Here is a 13629-nt window from a genome sequence, read left to right on the forward strand (position 1 = left end):
TTAGAAGTGTCTCTTGTTCTTCATCTTTTGGACAGTGACCGGTTGTGATCCCAGCCACGGTCGTTCAGCCCAGTACGGCGGCCGAACGTGGAGCCGGCGTCAGCGCCTCGCCGACCCGGTCCACCAGCAGGGCCATCTCGTAGCCCACCTGGCCGACGTCGCAGCTGCGCGCTGCGAGCACCGCGAACGACGAGCCGTCGGAGATCGACATCAGGAACAGGAACCCGTTGTCCATCTCGACGACCGTCTGCAGAACCGCCCCGCCCTCGAAGCACCGCGCGGCGCCCTGGGTCAGGCTGACCAGGCCGGAGGCGATGGCCGCCAGCTGGTCGGCGCGGTCACGCGGAAGGTCCCGTGACGCCGCGAGAAGCAGACCGTCGGCGGATACCGCGATGGCGTGCGCCACCCCGGGAACGCGGTCGGCGAAGTTGGCCAGAAGCCAACCCAGATCCTGCGTAGATGTCATGCGTCATGCTCCTTGCCAGCCTGCGAGGACTGCTGCCCTCCCGGAGTCTCCTCCGGGTTGGTCGATTGTTCCTTGGTGCGACCCCGCTGTACCCCGCGGTGGTACGCGGACAGCAGCCCGCGCACGGCCTCCGGCGTACGGCGTTGGACGGACGTACCGCCCCGATCGACACCGCCGGGGACGAGTTGAGCCATCGGCGTGCGCTTCGGCAGACCGGCTGAGGTGGTGGTCTCCACGGGAGCCTCGGCGGCTGCCCGGGCAGCCTGCCAGCCCTCGTCGGCCGCGGTCTGCCAGGCGGCGTTTCCTGCGGCGGGACCGGTGCCCGTTCCGTTGCCCATGGCTGTCCCGTTGCCCGTGGTCTTTCCGTTGGTGGGCGCGCCCAGACCGGCCCCGGCGGTCGTCACCGCACTGGCGGCGGTCGGGACCGCCCCCACAGTGGCGGTGTCGCGCGGCTTGTCGGCGGTGCGGCTCTCGGCCACCACCGCCGGCTGCGGCACGCTGGCCGGGCGGGTCGTCTCGGCGGTCGAGAACCGCTGCGCGGTGACCGCTTCGCCATCACCTTCCGGCGACTTCACGACGCTGCTGCGCCGGTTCGTGGTGAACCAGGCCGATTCGAGCTCCCGGAAGATCGGCAGCTCCATCGTCTCGTCGGCGTACCGCGTGTCGGTCTCGGCGGCGCGCTGCTGCGCGGCCGCGATCTGCGCCGCGGCGGTCGCGTGGGCGGCGGCCGCCTGCGCGGCGGCGGCCTCGTGCGCCGCGACCGCGCGCTCCGCGTCGGTCTGCCGCTCCGGGGTGGGCGACGCCGTCGACGGGCCGGCGGCTGGACGGTACCGGGGAATCTCGGCCGTCATGTCGAGCGCGGCGGCGAGGCTTTCCGGAACGTTCGGGGTGTCGCCCGCGACCGGCGGCCACGCCGGCGGGGCCGGCGGGGCCGAGCTGGGCATCGGCGGGGCCGAGCTGGGCGAACCCGAGACCGGCATCCCGGAGACCGGCCGGGCACCACCGTACGGCGGGGCGGAGGTCGGCGGCACCGGGGGGGCCGAGACGGGCGGCACGAACGGGCTGCGCGCCTGGCTCTCCGGGTTGGCGGGCAGCTGCCGCGGGATGGTTGCGCCGTACGCGCCGCCGTCCTCGCCGCGGAACGTCTCGCCGTTGCGCCGCTGCGGCAGGTCGCCGTTGAACGCCTGCGGACCGGCGCCCTGCGGCCCCTGGGGGCCGAAGCCCTGCGGGCCGAACCCTTGCGGGGCGGGGCTCTGCGGAGCGGGGCTCTGCGGGGCCGGGCTGTGGGGCAGCGGAGGCAACGCCTCGCCGGACCGGGGCCCGTGGAAGCCGTTCGTGCCGTTGAGGCCGCCGCTGCCGTTGGCGTACCCGTTGGCGGGCGCACCGGTCAGGTCGGACCAGGCGGGCACGGAGCGACCGGCACCGAGCAGGCCGCCCGAGGTCATCGGCGGGTTGGGGTCGAACGGGCGACCGACCGGGAAGCCCTGGCCGGGGCCCGCGCTCTCCAGCGCGAGTGGCTCGGCGAACGGGGACCGCTGCGGCTGCTCGGGCGCACCGCCGAACGGCGCCGCGCTGATCCCGTTGCTCGTGCGGGCCGCCACGCCCTGCGAGGAGGCCAGCACGCCGAGCGGAAGTCCGACCTCGGCGATCGTGCCGCGCTCGTCGTCCGCCGGGCGGAGCTGCACCGACACGCTGTGCCGGTTGGCCAGCCGGGCGACCACGACGAGGCCCATCATCCGGGAGACCGCCACGTCCACCATCGGCGGGCTGGCAAGCCGCTCGTTGAGGTCGCGCAGCTGCTCGCGGCTGATGCCGATGCCGCGGTCCTCGACCGAGAGCAGGGCACCGTCGCCCAGCCGCCGTGCCTCGACCAGCACGGTCGAGTTCGGCGGGGAGAACGCGGTCGCGTTGTCGAACAGCTCGGCCACCAGGTGCACCATGTCGTTGACGGCGTGCGCCGACACCTCGATGTCCCGGTCGATCATGCCGAACTCGATGCGGGTGTAGTGCTCCACCTCGGACTGGGCGGCGCGCAGCACGTCGATCAGGGCGGCCGGCTCGCGCTGCACACGCGTGGAGTCGGCGCCCGCGAGAACCAGCAGGTTCTCGTCGTTACGGCGCATTCGGGTGGCCAGGTGGTCGAGCTGGAACAGCTCGGCCAGCCGGTCCGGGTCCTCCTCGCCGCGCTCCAGCCGGTCGAGGTGACCGATGAGCCGGTCGACCAGGATCTGCGAACGGCGGGCGAGGTTGACGAACATCGTCGCGACGGAGGAGCGCAGTGCGGCCTGCTCGGCCGCGGTACGGACCGCCTCCAGGTGGACCGCGTTGAACGCCTCGGTCACCTGCCCGAACTCATCCCGGCTGCGCACCGGCAGCGGCTCGGCGACCTGGTCGGCGACCTGGGCCGGGGTGAGCGAACTGGTGAGCGTGGGGTCACGCAGCCGCTCGACCGCGTGCGGCAGGCCGTACTGGGCGACCGAGAGGGCACCCTGGCGCAGCTCACGCAGCGAGCGGGCCATCGAGCGGGCGACCAACCAGGCGAACGTGATGGCGAGCAGCAGCATGCCGAGCAGCAGGCTGGTCTCGATGAAGACCCGCCGGTTCACGTCGTCGCGCAGGCCGGTTGCCTCCTGCACGATGTTGGCGTCCATCCGCGATTCGACCTGGCGGAACAGCTTGTTGTACCCGGTCATCGCGGTTTCCCACGACGCGGTGTCGAAGGGGATGTCCTTCGTGTTGGGGCCGGTCCGGGCGAGCAGCGGCACGGTGAGGTTGGTGGCGGCGCGCTGGTCGGGACCGTTGATGATCTGGTCGAACAGCGCGACCTCCGCGTCCGTGCCGACGGTACGCAGGGTCGAGTCGGAGAGGGACAGGCCTGCGTTGGTCAGCAGGAACTCCTGCCGCAGGTTGGGGGTGAAATCCGCCGCACCGAGCACCTCGTGACCGATGTCCCGCTGCTGGGCGACGTCGTCCTTGGCCCGGGCGACCGCGGCCACGGCGCGCATGCTGTCGCTGAGGTTGGGGTCCAGGGCCAGCTGCGCGGAGACGTCGCGGACGTTGAGCAGGTCGTTGATCAGGGCGCCGTACGCCTGCTCGACGTCGCTGACGGTGAGCTTGTCGTTGGCGGTCTGGCTGCGGACCGCGGGCAGGTCCTCGAGGTTGCGGTCGAGGCGCAGCAGCAGCACGTTGACCTTGTCCGGCAGGTTCTCGAGATTGGCCTTCTGCTGTGCGTACGGCAGCCGGGCGGTGTCCACCTTGGCGTGCTCGTCGTTGTACAGCGACTTGGCGTCGTCCTTCGCCGGGCCCTTGGCCTGCGTGATCATCACGCCGTAGGCGCGCTCGTTCTGCAGCTGGTCGACCAGACCACCGGCGGCCTGCGCCAGCACCGAGAGGGTACGGGCGCGTTCGGCGTTGTTGGACTCGCTGATGTGGTCGACGAGGCCGCTGACGCCGACGACGACCGTCGCCAGCGTCGGCACGAGCATGATCAGGCCGAGCTTCGACCAGATGGGGAGATCCCGCAGTCGGCCGGCCGGCCGTCGGAGACGCGACATGACCGCGTTCGCCGGCTTGGGGCGCTTGCTCACGTCACCGTCCTCCTGTTTCGACCCGGCCACTTGTGGGGCCGGGCCCCGCACACGACTGACTCACCGCGTTCGGGCCCCCGAGATTCCATCACGACGAGTGTCAAAGAGAAAGAGCAGGCGGACACGGACCGATTGTGTGACGGGTTGCTGGGGGCCACGTGGTGGGATCCACCCAACAGACGTCACTGTCCGTATATGCCTGCGTTCCTCACGGTCACTCGTTTCGATTGGTCCGGCGAAGGCGGTTGCCCGTACCGAACCGACCCGATCCACGAGGATCGGGGCAGCACAGACGATGGCCCGCAGAACGCACGGTCCGCAAGGCAAGATGCCAGATTGTGCAGTCTTCGTTTACAGGGGACTGCCCATTCGGGCGGCCCACCCGGCTGAATCGCCAGATTTCGGCCCGCGAACGTACCCCCGAGTCCCCCATGCCGGAAAAACCGGACTTCAGCCCAGCAACTTCGCGTACGCCGGCTTGATCACCTCGTTGATGATGACCAGCCGTTCGTCGTACGGGATGAACGCCGACTTCATCGCGTTGATCGTGAGCCACTGCAGCTCACTCCAGCCCCAGCCGAACGCCTCGGTCAGCAGCGACAGCTCCCGCGACATCGACGTCCCGCTCATCAGCCGGTTGTCCGTATTGACCGTGACCCGGAACCGCAGGTCGTGCAGCAGCCCGATCGGGTGCTCGGCGATCGACGACGCCGCCCCGGTCTGCACGTTCGACGACGGGCACAGCTCCAGCGGGATGCGCTTGTCGCGCACGTACGCGGCGAGCCGCCCCAACACCGGCTGCCCGGACGGGGCCGACGCCGACCCGCCGGTCGGGGTGGCCGAACCGGCCGACGGCGCCGCGCCGGTGATGTCGTCGACGATGCGTACGCCGTGGCCGAGCCGGTCGGCGCCGCACCACTGGATCGCCTGCCAGATCGACGGCAGCCCGAACGCCTCACCCGCGTGGATCGTGAAGTGGAAGTTCTCCCGCTGCAGGTACTCGAACGCGTCCAGGTGGCGGGTGGGCGGGAAACCGGCCTCCGCCCCGGCGATGTCGAAGCCGACCACACCGGCGTCCCGGTACCGGACCGCCAGCTCGGCGATCTCCTGGGACCGGGCGGCGTGGCGCATCGCGGTCAGCAGCGTGCCGACCCGGATCGCCCGGCCCTGCGCCGCGGCCTCGGCGGCACCGTCGCGGAAACCCGCCTCCACCGTCTCGACCACCTGCTCCAGGCGCAGGCCGCGCTCCAGGTGCTGCTCCGGGGCGTAGCGCACCTCGGCGTAGACCACCCCGTCGGCCGCCAGGTCGAGGGCGCACTCGCGGGCCACCCGGTGCAGGCCCTCCTCGGTCTGCATGACCGCCACCGTGTGCGCGAACGTCTCCAGGTAGCGTTCCAGCGAGCCCGAATCGGCCGCCGCCACGAACCACTGCCCCAGCCGGTCCGGGTCGCGTTCCGGCAGCTCATGCCCCACGGCGTCGGCGAGTTCCAGCACCGTCGCCGGGCGCAGACCCCCGTCCAGGTGGTCGTGCAGCAACGCTTTCGGGGCCTTGACGATGTCGGAGTACGAGATGGCGACCATCAGCAGAGCCTAGAGGGATGCCCCGGATGATCGACGCAGCACTGCCGTACTTGCGGTGCCCGGTGTGCGCGGGACCACTGCGACGGGCCGCTCCGGGGGCGCTGCGCTGCCCACACGGACACAGCTTCGACCTCGCCCGTCAGGGGTACGCGAGCCTGACCGCGGGCCGCAGCCCGCACCCGGGCGACAGCGCCGAGATGGTGGCTGACCGGGAGGCGTTCCTGGCCGCCGGCCACTACGACTTCATCGCCGACGCCCTGGCAGCAGCCGCGGAAACCGCAACCGCCGGGACGGCGCAGGCGGGGAACGTCGGCGCTGAAACGGCAACCGCCGGGACGACGGGAGCCAGGAAGGCCGGCACCGGACACCCGCGCGCCGAGCCCGGGGCGAGAGTCGGGGCGCGGCTCGTGGTCGACGCCGGCACCGGCACCGGCCGCTACCTCTCGGCCGTACTCGAAAGATTGCCTGCCGCGACCGGACTCGGCCTGGATGTGTCGAAGCCGGCCCTGCGCCGCGCGGCCCGGGCCCACCCACGGGCCGCGGCCGTGCGCGCGGACCTGTGGCGGCCGCTGCCCCTGGCCGACGACGCCGCCGACCTCGTGCTCGACGTGTTCGCCCCGCGCAACGGCCCGGAATTCCGCCGGGTGCTGCGCCCCGGCGGCGCGCTGCTGGTCGTCACCCCTGCTCCGGACCACCTGGCCGAGCTGGTCAAAGAGTACGGCCTGGTCCAGGTCGACCCGGACAAGGCCGAACGGGTCGCGGGCAGCCTGAGCGCCGACTTCGTCGAAGTACGCCGCCAGGTGCTGCGCCGGAGCCTGCGGCTGAGCGGCGACGAGGCCCGCACCTTGATCGGCATGACCCCCAGTGCCCGCCACGGAACCCCCGACGCGCTGCCCGGTGGCGACGTGAGCGTCACGGCGGCCGTCGAGCTCACGGTCTACCGACCGAGCTAGACCGACAGGTCGACCTCTTCCCAGTCCGGCGGCCGGTCGTGGTACGGCCCGCGGAACACCACCGCCCACTCCAGCGCCCACCGGCGCTGCCCGATCGCGTTGCTGCCCACCTCACCCGGCAGCGGCTGCCCGTCGCGCTCCGCCTCCTGGAACGCCCAGTCCAGGCAGTAGTACAGGTCGAGCAGGACGGCCGCCTCAACTGCGTCGCGCGGCGCGACCAGCGTGCGCGAACGCCACTCGCGGAACGTCTCCCCGCTGGGCAGGTCCGGCATGACCCGCATCAGCCGGTCCTCCGGGCGCGCGGTCGGATCCAGGTGGCGGCTCAGCCCGAGCAGCCAGGCCAGCGCGAACACCGCGTCGTGGTGCAGCACGAACGACCGGTGGTCGCCCTTGGCCCCGGTCACGAACTGCCACTCCGGCGGCGTCACCTCCTCGACCAGGTGCGAGCCGAGCAGCCAGCCCATCGCCAGCTCGGTGGGCATGCCGAAGCAGCGGGCCACGACCACGTGCAGCACGGCCGCCCGCGCCTCGATCTCCGTGGTGCGGCGCAGCTCCACCCCGTCGCCCGGCTCCCACACCAGCGGGAACGACTGCGGCGGCAGCGGCAGGGCGAGCCGTTCCAGCTCGTCGAGGCTGGCCTCGCGGACCGCGCGGGGATCGGGAGCGGCCTTGGTCATCGACGTCAGGCTATGCGATCGATGAGCAGCGGCGCGGACTCGGGCGCGGCGTCCGCGATCCGGATCGCCGCCTCGGCGTCCGCCCGGGCCGCCGGGATCCGGGCCGGTTCATCCGTACGCAGTTCCAGCAGCGGGTCGCCCGCGCGCACCCGGTCCCCCGGGCGCACCTTGAGCACCACGCCCGCCCCCGCGCTGACCGGGTCCTCCTTGCGGGCCCGCCCGGCGCCGAGCCGCCAGGCCGCGATGCCGATCCCGTACGCGTCGAGCCCGGCCACCACCCCGTCCGTGCTCGCGCGCAGCACCTCGGTCTCCTTGGCGACCGGCAGCGGCGCGTCCGGGTCGCCGCCCTGGGCGCGGATCATCGCGCGCCACGCGTCCATCGCGGCGCCGGACTCCAGCGCCTTCACCGGGTCAGCGTCGACGCCCGCCGCGTCCAGCATCTCCCGGGCCAGCGCGAGGGTCAGTTCCACCACGTCGGCGGGACCGCCACCGGCCAGCACCTCGACGGACTCGGCGACCTCGATGGCGTTGCCGATCGTCAGGCCCAGCGGGGTCGACATGTCGGTGAGCAGCGCGACCGTACGGACCCCGTGTGCGCCACCGAGCTCGACCATGGTGCGGGCCAGCTCGCGGGCCTGGCCGACGTCCTTCATGAACGCGCCGGAGCCGACCTTCACGTCCAGCACCAGCGCGCCCGTGCCCTCGGCGATCTTCTTGCTCATGATCGAACTGGCGATCAGCGGGATCGCCTCGACCGTGCCGGTGACGTCGCGCAGCGCGTACAGCTTGCGGTCGGCGGGGGCGAGCCCGTCGCCGGCCGCGCAGATCACCGCGCCGATGTCGCGGAGCTGGCTGACGAACTCCGCGTTCGACAGCCGCGCCCGCCAGCCCGCAATGGACTCCAGTTTGTCCAGCGTGCCGCCGGTGTGCCCGAGGCCGCGGCCGGAAAGCTGCGGCACCGCCGCCCCGCACGCGGCAACCAGCGGCGTCAGCGGCAGCGTGATCTTGTCGCCGACCCCGCCCGTGGAATGCTTGTCGACCGTCGGCCGCGACACCGCGGACAGGTCCAGCCGCTCGCCGCTGGCGATCATCGCCGCGGTCCACCGGGCGATCTCGGCGCCGGTCATGCCGCGTAACAGGATCGCCATGGCCAGCGCGGACATCTGCTCGTCCGCCACGACCCCCCGGGTGTACCCGTCGACCACCCAGTCGATCTGCGCGTCGGACAGGGCGTGCCCGTCCCGCTTGGCGGTGATGACGTCGACTGCCGCGAACTCGCCGCTCATGGGTTCCTTCCCGATCCGCCGCGCCCTTGCGGCTTCGTGGCCGAGCTTATGACGCTTCCCAACGCTTGCCGATGCCCTCCGGCGGATCGCCCTCGCCCGCCCAGGACAGCCCACCCGCCGCGTCGACCACGACGATGCGCGGGGTACGCACCCGGCCCCACCGCACCACGGCGGCCGCGGACGGCAGGACCGGCCCCTCCTCGAGGATGCCCACCTCCGCGTCGCCGGCGTCGGAGCTGCCCGCGGAGCGTTCCCAGTACCCGGTCCACACCTGCTCGCCGCCGGAGAGGTCCGGGTGCACGAACACCGTGCCCCGGCCCCGGTAGCGGGCCAGCCGGGGCGGCACCTCCGGCAACGCGGCCGGGCCGGTGAGCGCGTCCAGGTCGTCCGGGCCGAACGCGTGCGGCAGCAGCTCGGCCATCCGCAGCGGACGGGGCAACGCCTCCACCAGGCAGTCCGGGCCGCCGTGCTCGTACAGCAGCTGGCGGCACCGCCCGCACGGCATCAACGGGGTGCCGGTGGCGTCGACGCAGCTCACCGCGACGAGCTGACCGCCGCCGCTGGCGTGCAGCGCGGAGACCAGGCCGCACTCGGCGCACAGCGTCAGGCCGTACGACGCGTTCTCCACGTTGCAGCCCACCACGACCCGGCCGTCGGACACGAGCCCGGCGACCCCGACCGGGAAGTCGGAGTACGGCGCGTACGCGTGCCGCATGGCCTCGATCGCGGCGGCCCGCAGCCCCGGCCAGTCGATCTCCATGTGGTGATTCTGCCCCACCGCCCGTCCGGCGCCGCGCCGGACGTCAGCTCTTGATGTACGGCTGGCCGTCGGCCGCCGGGGCCCGGACCCGCCCGACCAGCCCCGCCACCGCCACGATCGTGGCCAGGTACGGCAGCATGTTCAGGAACTGGCTGGGCACCGGACTGCCGACCGCACTCAGGTACGTGGCCAGCTTCTGCGCGAAGCCGAAGAACAGCGCCGCGCCGAGCGCCCCGATCGGGGTCCACCGGCCGAAGATCAGCGCGGCCAGCGCGATGAAGCCTGCACCGGAGGTCATGTTCTTGTTGAAGCTGCCCGTGGCGACCAGCGTGAAGTACGCCCCGCCCGCGCCCGCGATGACGCCGCCCAGCAGCACGTTGAGGTAGCGGAGCCCGCGTACCCGGATGCCGACCGTGTCCGCCGCGGTGGGGTGTTCGCCGACCGCGCGGGTGCGCAGCCCCCACCGGGTCCGCGACAGCCCGAAGTGGATGACCACGACCAGGATCAGCGCCAGCCAGACCAGGATGTTCGTGTCGAACAGCACCGGCCCGACGACCGGGATGTTGGCCAGGCCGGGGATGCGCCAGGTCGGCAGCGCCGGCGGCTGGTTGTAGCTCTGTGCGTCGGGCTGCATCAGCCGCTCGTACAGGAAGCCGGTGATGCCGACCGCGAGCAGGTTGAGCACGATGCCGACCACGACCTGGTCCACCAGGTAGCGGATGGCGAGCACGGCCAGCATGGCCGCGATGAGTACGCCGCCGACGGCCGCGCTGAGCAGCCCGGCCCAGACGCTGGTGGCCATCGTGCCGACCAGCGCCGCGAAGAACGCGCCCATCAGGAACTGGCCCTCGATCGCCACGTTGACCACGCCGGACCGCTCGCCGAGCACCCCGGCGAGGGCGCCGAGGATCAGCGGCAGGGCCAGTTGCAGCGTGCCGTCCGCGGTGTCCACCAGCGGCAGGAACTTGCCCGCGACCTGCCAGCACAGGAACGACAGCAGGAACGCCACGATGCCGACCGCGAGCAGCGTGGTCTGCCACCGCTTCGCCACCCCGGCCATCAGCGCCACCCCGGCGCCCACGGTGAGCAGGCCGAACAGGATCGTGCCGAACTGCCCGTTGATGCTCAGCGCGGCGCCCTGGGCGTCCTCGCTGAGTGTGAACCGGGCGGTCTCGGAATGCGCCAGCGGACCGAACACCAGGGCCGCCACCGCGCCCAGCACGATCAGGGCCACCCCGAGGCGCCGCTGCCGATTCCAGAACCGCGTCGGGGCGCTGACCTCGGTCGGTTCCTGCACTGTCGCCGTCGACACGTGACTACCAGCCCTTCGCCATCGAGGTGCCGAGCCGCGCGGAGCGGGCGGCGCGCAGGTGGAAGATCGCCTTCACCAGGGCGGGCGCGGCGATGAAGATGACGATCAGCGCCTGCAGGACGGTGACCAGTTCCAGCGAGATGCCGGTGAACGACTGCATGCGGTTGCCGCCGGCGCGCAGCGCGCCGAACAGGAACGCCGCCATCAGCGTGCCCCACGGCTTGTTGCGGCCGAGCAACGCGACAAGCAGGCCGTCGAAGCCGATGTTGCCCGCGACCGCCGGGGTCAGCGCGTGCGCCGTACCCAGCACCTGGGTGGCGCCGCCGAGCCCGGCCAGCGCGCCCGCGACCGCCATGAGCAGCGTGTACGTCTTGCCGACGCTGATCCCCGCGGTCTTGGCGGCGGCCGGGTTGGCGCCGACCGCGCGCAGCTCGAAGCCGAATGCGGACCGGTTGAGCAGCCACGCCACCCCGGCCGTGACCAGCACGCCGAGCAGGACGCCGAGGTGCACCCGCAACTCGCCGCCGAGCGCGGGCAGCTGCCCCGATGGCGGCACGGTCTTGCTGATCGCGTCGCTGCGGTTCGGGTCCTGCACCCCGTCCTGCAGGATCAGCCAGGTCAGGAACAGCGCGGCGGTGTAGTTCAGCATGATCGTGACGATGACCTCGTGGGCGCCGGTACGGGCCTTGAGGATGCCGGGGATGAAGCCCCACAGCGCGCCGCCGAGCAGACCGGCGAGCAACGCGACGATCAGGTTCAGCACGACCGGCAGCTGGAACGTGAACCCGGCGACCGCGGCACAGATCGTGCCCATGATCGCCTGGCCCTGGCCGCCGATGTTGAACAGGCCGCCGCGGAACGCCAGCGCCACGGAGAGCCCAGTGAAGATCAGCGGCGCCGCGTACGTGAGGGTCTCGGAGATCGGGGCGAACACCTGCTGCCACGTGCCGGTGCCGTCGATCGCCGCGGACACCGCGGCCGGGTCCACGATGGCGCCCTTGAACAGGTCCGCGTACGCGTTGCTGACCAGGTCCCAGCTGCCCTGCAGGGCGTCGGCGGGGCGAGCGGTGAAGTAGCCGAACGAGGCCATCACGTCCGGGTCGGACACGATGATCAGCACCGCGCCGATGACCAGCGCCAGGAAGATGGACAGCACCGTGACGGTGACCGTGTTCGCCGACCACAGGTTGGTCAGGAAGTTCCGCAGGAACGAGTCACCGCCGCCCGCCTGCTCCGGGTTCGTGTCCGCCGGGGTCGTGGTCGCCGCGGCTGCGGTCTTGGTGGGGGCGTCCGGTGCCGGTTCGGCGGTCGGCTCCTCCGGTGTCTGCGCCGCGCCGGCCGGTCCGTCCGTGCTCACTTCGTCCCCTTCTCGTCGGCGTCGGGTTCCTCGCCGGGCGCCATGACCGCGTCCTCGACGGACCCCTCGACCAGGTCCTCGTCGGTGGGCAGCAACTCCGCCCTGTCGGGTCCCCCGGCGGCGGGCTTCCCGGCGGAGCCGCCCGTGATGCCGGCCATCAGCAGGCCGAGCTCCTCGCGCGGAGTGTCCGGAGAGACCGTGGCCAGGACCCGGCCGCGGTACATGACCGCGATGCGGTCCGCGAGACCGACGACCTCGTCCAGCTCGCTGGAGATCACCAGCACGGCGGTGCCGGCGTCGCGCTCCTGCACGATCCGTTTGTGGATGAACTCGATCGAGCCGACGTCCACGCCGCGGGTGGGCTGGGCCGCGATGAACAGCCGCAGCGGGCGGGACATCTCCCGCGCCACGACGACCTTCTGCTGGTTACCGCCGGACAGCGTGCTCACGGCGGCGTCCGCCGACGACGTACGCACGTCGAACTGGGTGATCCGCTCCCGCGCGGACTCCGCGATCGCCGCCGGGTTGAGCCGGAACGCGTTGCCGTACGGCGGCCGGTCGTACGTGTCGAGGATCAGGTTCTCCGCGACGGAGAACTCCTTGACCACGCCGTCGACGCTGCGGTCCTCGGGGACGTAGCCGATGCCGGAGCGCAGGATCTGCTTGGTGCCCATGCCGATCAGGTCCTCGTTGTCGACCGTGATCGCCCCGGCCCGGGCCTCACGCAGGCCCATCACGGCCTCGACCAGCTCGGTCTGCCCGTTGCCCTGCACCCCGGCGATGCCCAGCACCTCGCCCGCGCGAACTTCCAGGTCGACGCCGTCGACCGCGCGCACCCCGCGGTCGTCGTCCACGACCAGCCCGGAGATCTTCAGCACCTCGCGGCCCGGATCAGCCGGTGTCTTCGACACCTCCAGGCTGACCGCCCGGCCGACCATCAGCGAGGCCAGCTCCTCCTCGGGAGCCTGGGGGCTGGCGCTGGCCACCGTACGGCCGCGGCGGATGACCGTGATCCGGTCCGCGATCGCCTTGACCTCTTTGAGCTTGTGCGTGATGAACACGATGGACTTGCCGGAGTCGGAGAGCCCGCGCATGACCGTGAGCAGTTCCTCGGTCTCCTGCGGGGTGAGCACCGCGGTCGGCTCGTCGAGGATCAGCAGGTCCACGTCGCGGGTGAGCGCCTTGATGATCTCCACCCGCTGCTGCGCGCCGACCGGCAGGTCCTCGACCAGGGCGTCCGGGTCGACCGGCAGGCCGTAGCGCTGGGACACCTCGATGACCTCGCGGCGGGCCCGGCGCCGGTCGAGCCAGCCCAGCGGGCCGCCGACGGTCTTCTCCGCGCCCAGCGCCAGGTTCTCCGCGACCGTGAAGACGGGCACGAGCATGAAGTGCTGGTGCACCATGCCGATGCCGGCCGCGATGGCGTCGCGCGGGCTGCGGAACGTCCGGACCTCGCCGTCGACGAGGATTTCACCCTCGTCCGGCTGAAGCAGGCCGTACAGCTGGTTCATCAGGGTCGACTTGCCGGCGCCGTTCTCGCCCAGCAGGGCGTGCACCTCGCCGGGCTCGACGGTCAGGTCGATGTGGTCGTTGGCCACCAGGTCGCCGAAGCGCTTGGTGATGCCGCGCAGTTCAAGTCTCAGCGGAGTC

The 13629-nt window shown here is 72.2% G+C and carries 10 protein-coding genes; 1 reads left to right on the forward strand and 9 read right to left on the reverse strand.

Translation table 11 applies throughout. The features are described 5' to 3' along the window. Positions 1-64: 64 nt before the first annotated feature. From ACMCNK_RS17675 to ACMCNK_RS17685, 3 genes are all read right to left on the reverse strand, one after another. Positions 65-466: a roadblock/LC7 domain-containing protein gene (locus tag ACMCNK_RS17675; RefSeq protein ID WP_130509239.1), complete on the reverse strand. Its 402-nt coding sequence runs from the start codon at positions 464-466 to the stop codon at positions 65-67. Continuing rightward, the gene (locus ACMCNK_RS17680) at positions 463-4053 is read right to left on the reverse strand and encodes a nitrate- and nitrite sensing domain-containing protein (protein WP_412737508.1); all 3591 of its coding nucleotides are present in this window, start codon (positions 4051-4053) and stop codon (positions 463-465) included. The genes ACMCNK_RS17675 and ACMCNK_RS17680 overlap by 4 nt, the downstream gene beginning before the upstream one ends. Positions 4054-4503: 450 nt before the next feature. Next, the gene (locus tag ACMCNK_RS17685; RefSeq protein WP_412737509.1) at positions 4504-5634 is read right to left on the reverse strand and encodes an adenosine deaminase; all 1131 of its coding nucleotides are present in this window, start codon (positions 5632-5634) and stop codon (positions 4504-4506) included. Positions 5635-5660: 26 nt separating this feature from the next. On the opposite strand from ACMCNK_RS17685, the gene ACMCNK_RS17690 reads away from it, so the two are divergent. Then, positions 5661-6587: a methyltransferase domain-containing protein gene (locus ACMCNK_RS17690; protein WP_412737510.1), complete on the forward strand. Its 927-nt coding sequence runs from the start codon at positions 5661-5663 to the stop codon at positions 6585-6587. On the opposite strand, the gene ACMCNK_RS17695 is transcribed toward ACMCNK_RS17690, so the two are convergent. The 6 genes from ACMCNK_RS17695 to ACMCNK_RS17720 form a co-directional block, all read right to left on the reverse strand. Beyond that, positions 6584-7264, reverse strand: coding sequence for a DUF4272 domain-containing protein (locus tag ACMCNK_RS17695; protein WP_412737511.1), 681 nt, complete (start codon positions 7262-7264; stop codon positions 6584-6586). The genes ACMCNK_RS17690 and ACMCNK_RS17695 overlap by 4 nt on opposite strands. 5 nt (positions 7265-7269) lie before the next feature. Then, positions 7270-8550 (reverse strand): thymidine phosphorylase, encoded by a 1281-nt coding sequence (locus tag ACMCNK_RS17700; RefSeq protein ID WP_412737512.1) that lies wholly within the window; start codon positions 8548-8550, stop codon positions 7270-7272. Between the two features lie 46 nt (positions 8551-8596). After that, the gene (locus tag ACMCNK_RS17705; protein ID WP_412737513.1) at positions 8597-9310 is read right to left on the reverse strand and encodes a cytidine deaminase; all 714 of its coding nucleotides are present in this window, start codon (positions 9308-9310) and stop codon (positions 8597-8599) included. Between the two features lie 43 nt (positions 9311-9353). Next, entirely contained in the window at positions 9354-10622 is a 1269-nt protein-coding gene (locus ACMCNK_RS17710) for an ABC transporter permease (protein ID WP_412737514.1), read from the reverse strand. 4 nt (positions 10623-10626) lie between these two features. After that, complete coding sequence (locus ACMCNK_RS17715; RefSeq protein WP_412740895.1) at positions 10627-11829, reverse strand: ABC transporter permease; 1203 nt, start codon at positions 11827-11829, stop codon at positions 10627-10629. A gap of 146 nt (positions 11830-11975) precedes the next feature. After that, positions 11976-13577 carry an ABC transporter ATP-binding protein gene (locus ACMCNK_RS17720; protein ID WP_412737515.1) on the reverse strand — a complete coding sequence of 534 codons (1602 nt, stop codon included), beginning with the start codon at positions 13575-13577 and terminating at the stop codon, positions 11976-11978. Between the last annotated feature and the right edge of the window lie 52 nt (positions 13578-13629).

Source organism: Krasilnikovia sp. MM14-A1259, from assembly GCF_047159535.1.
In the GTDB taxonomy this organism is placed as follows: Bacteria; Actinomycetota; Actinomycetes; order Mycobacteriales; family Micromonosporaceae; genus Actinoplanes.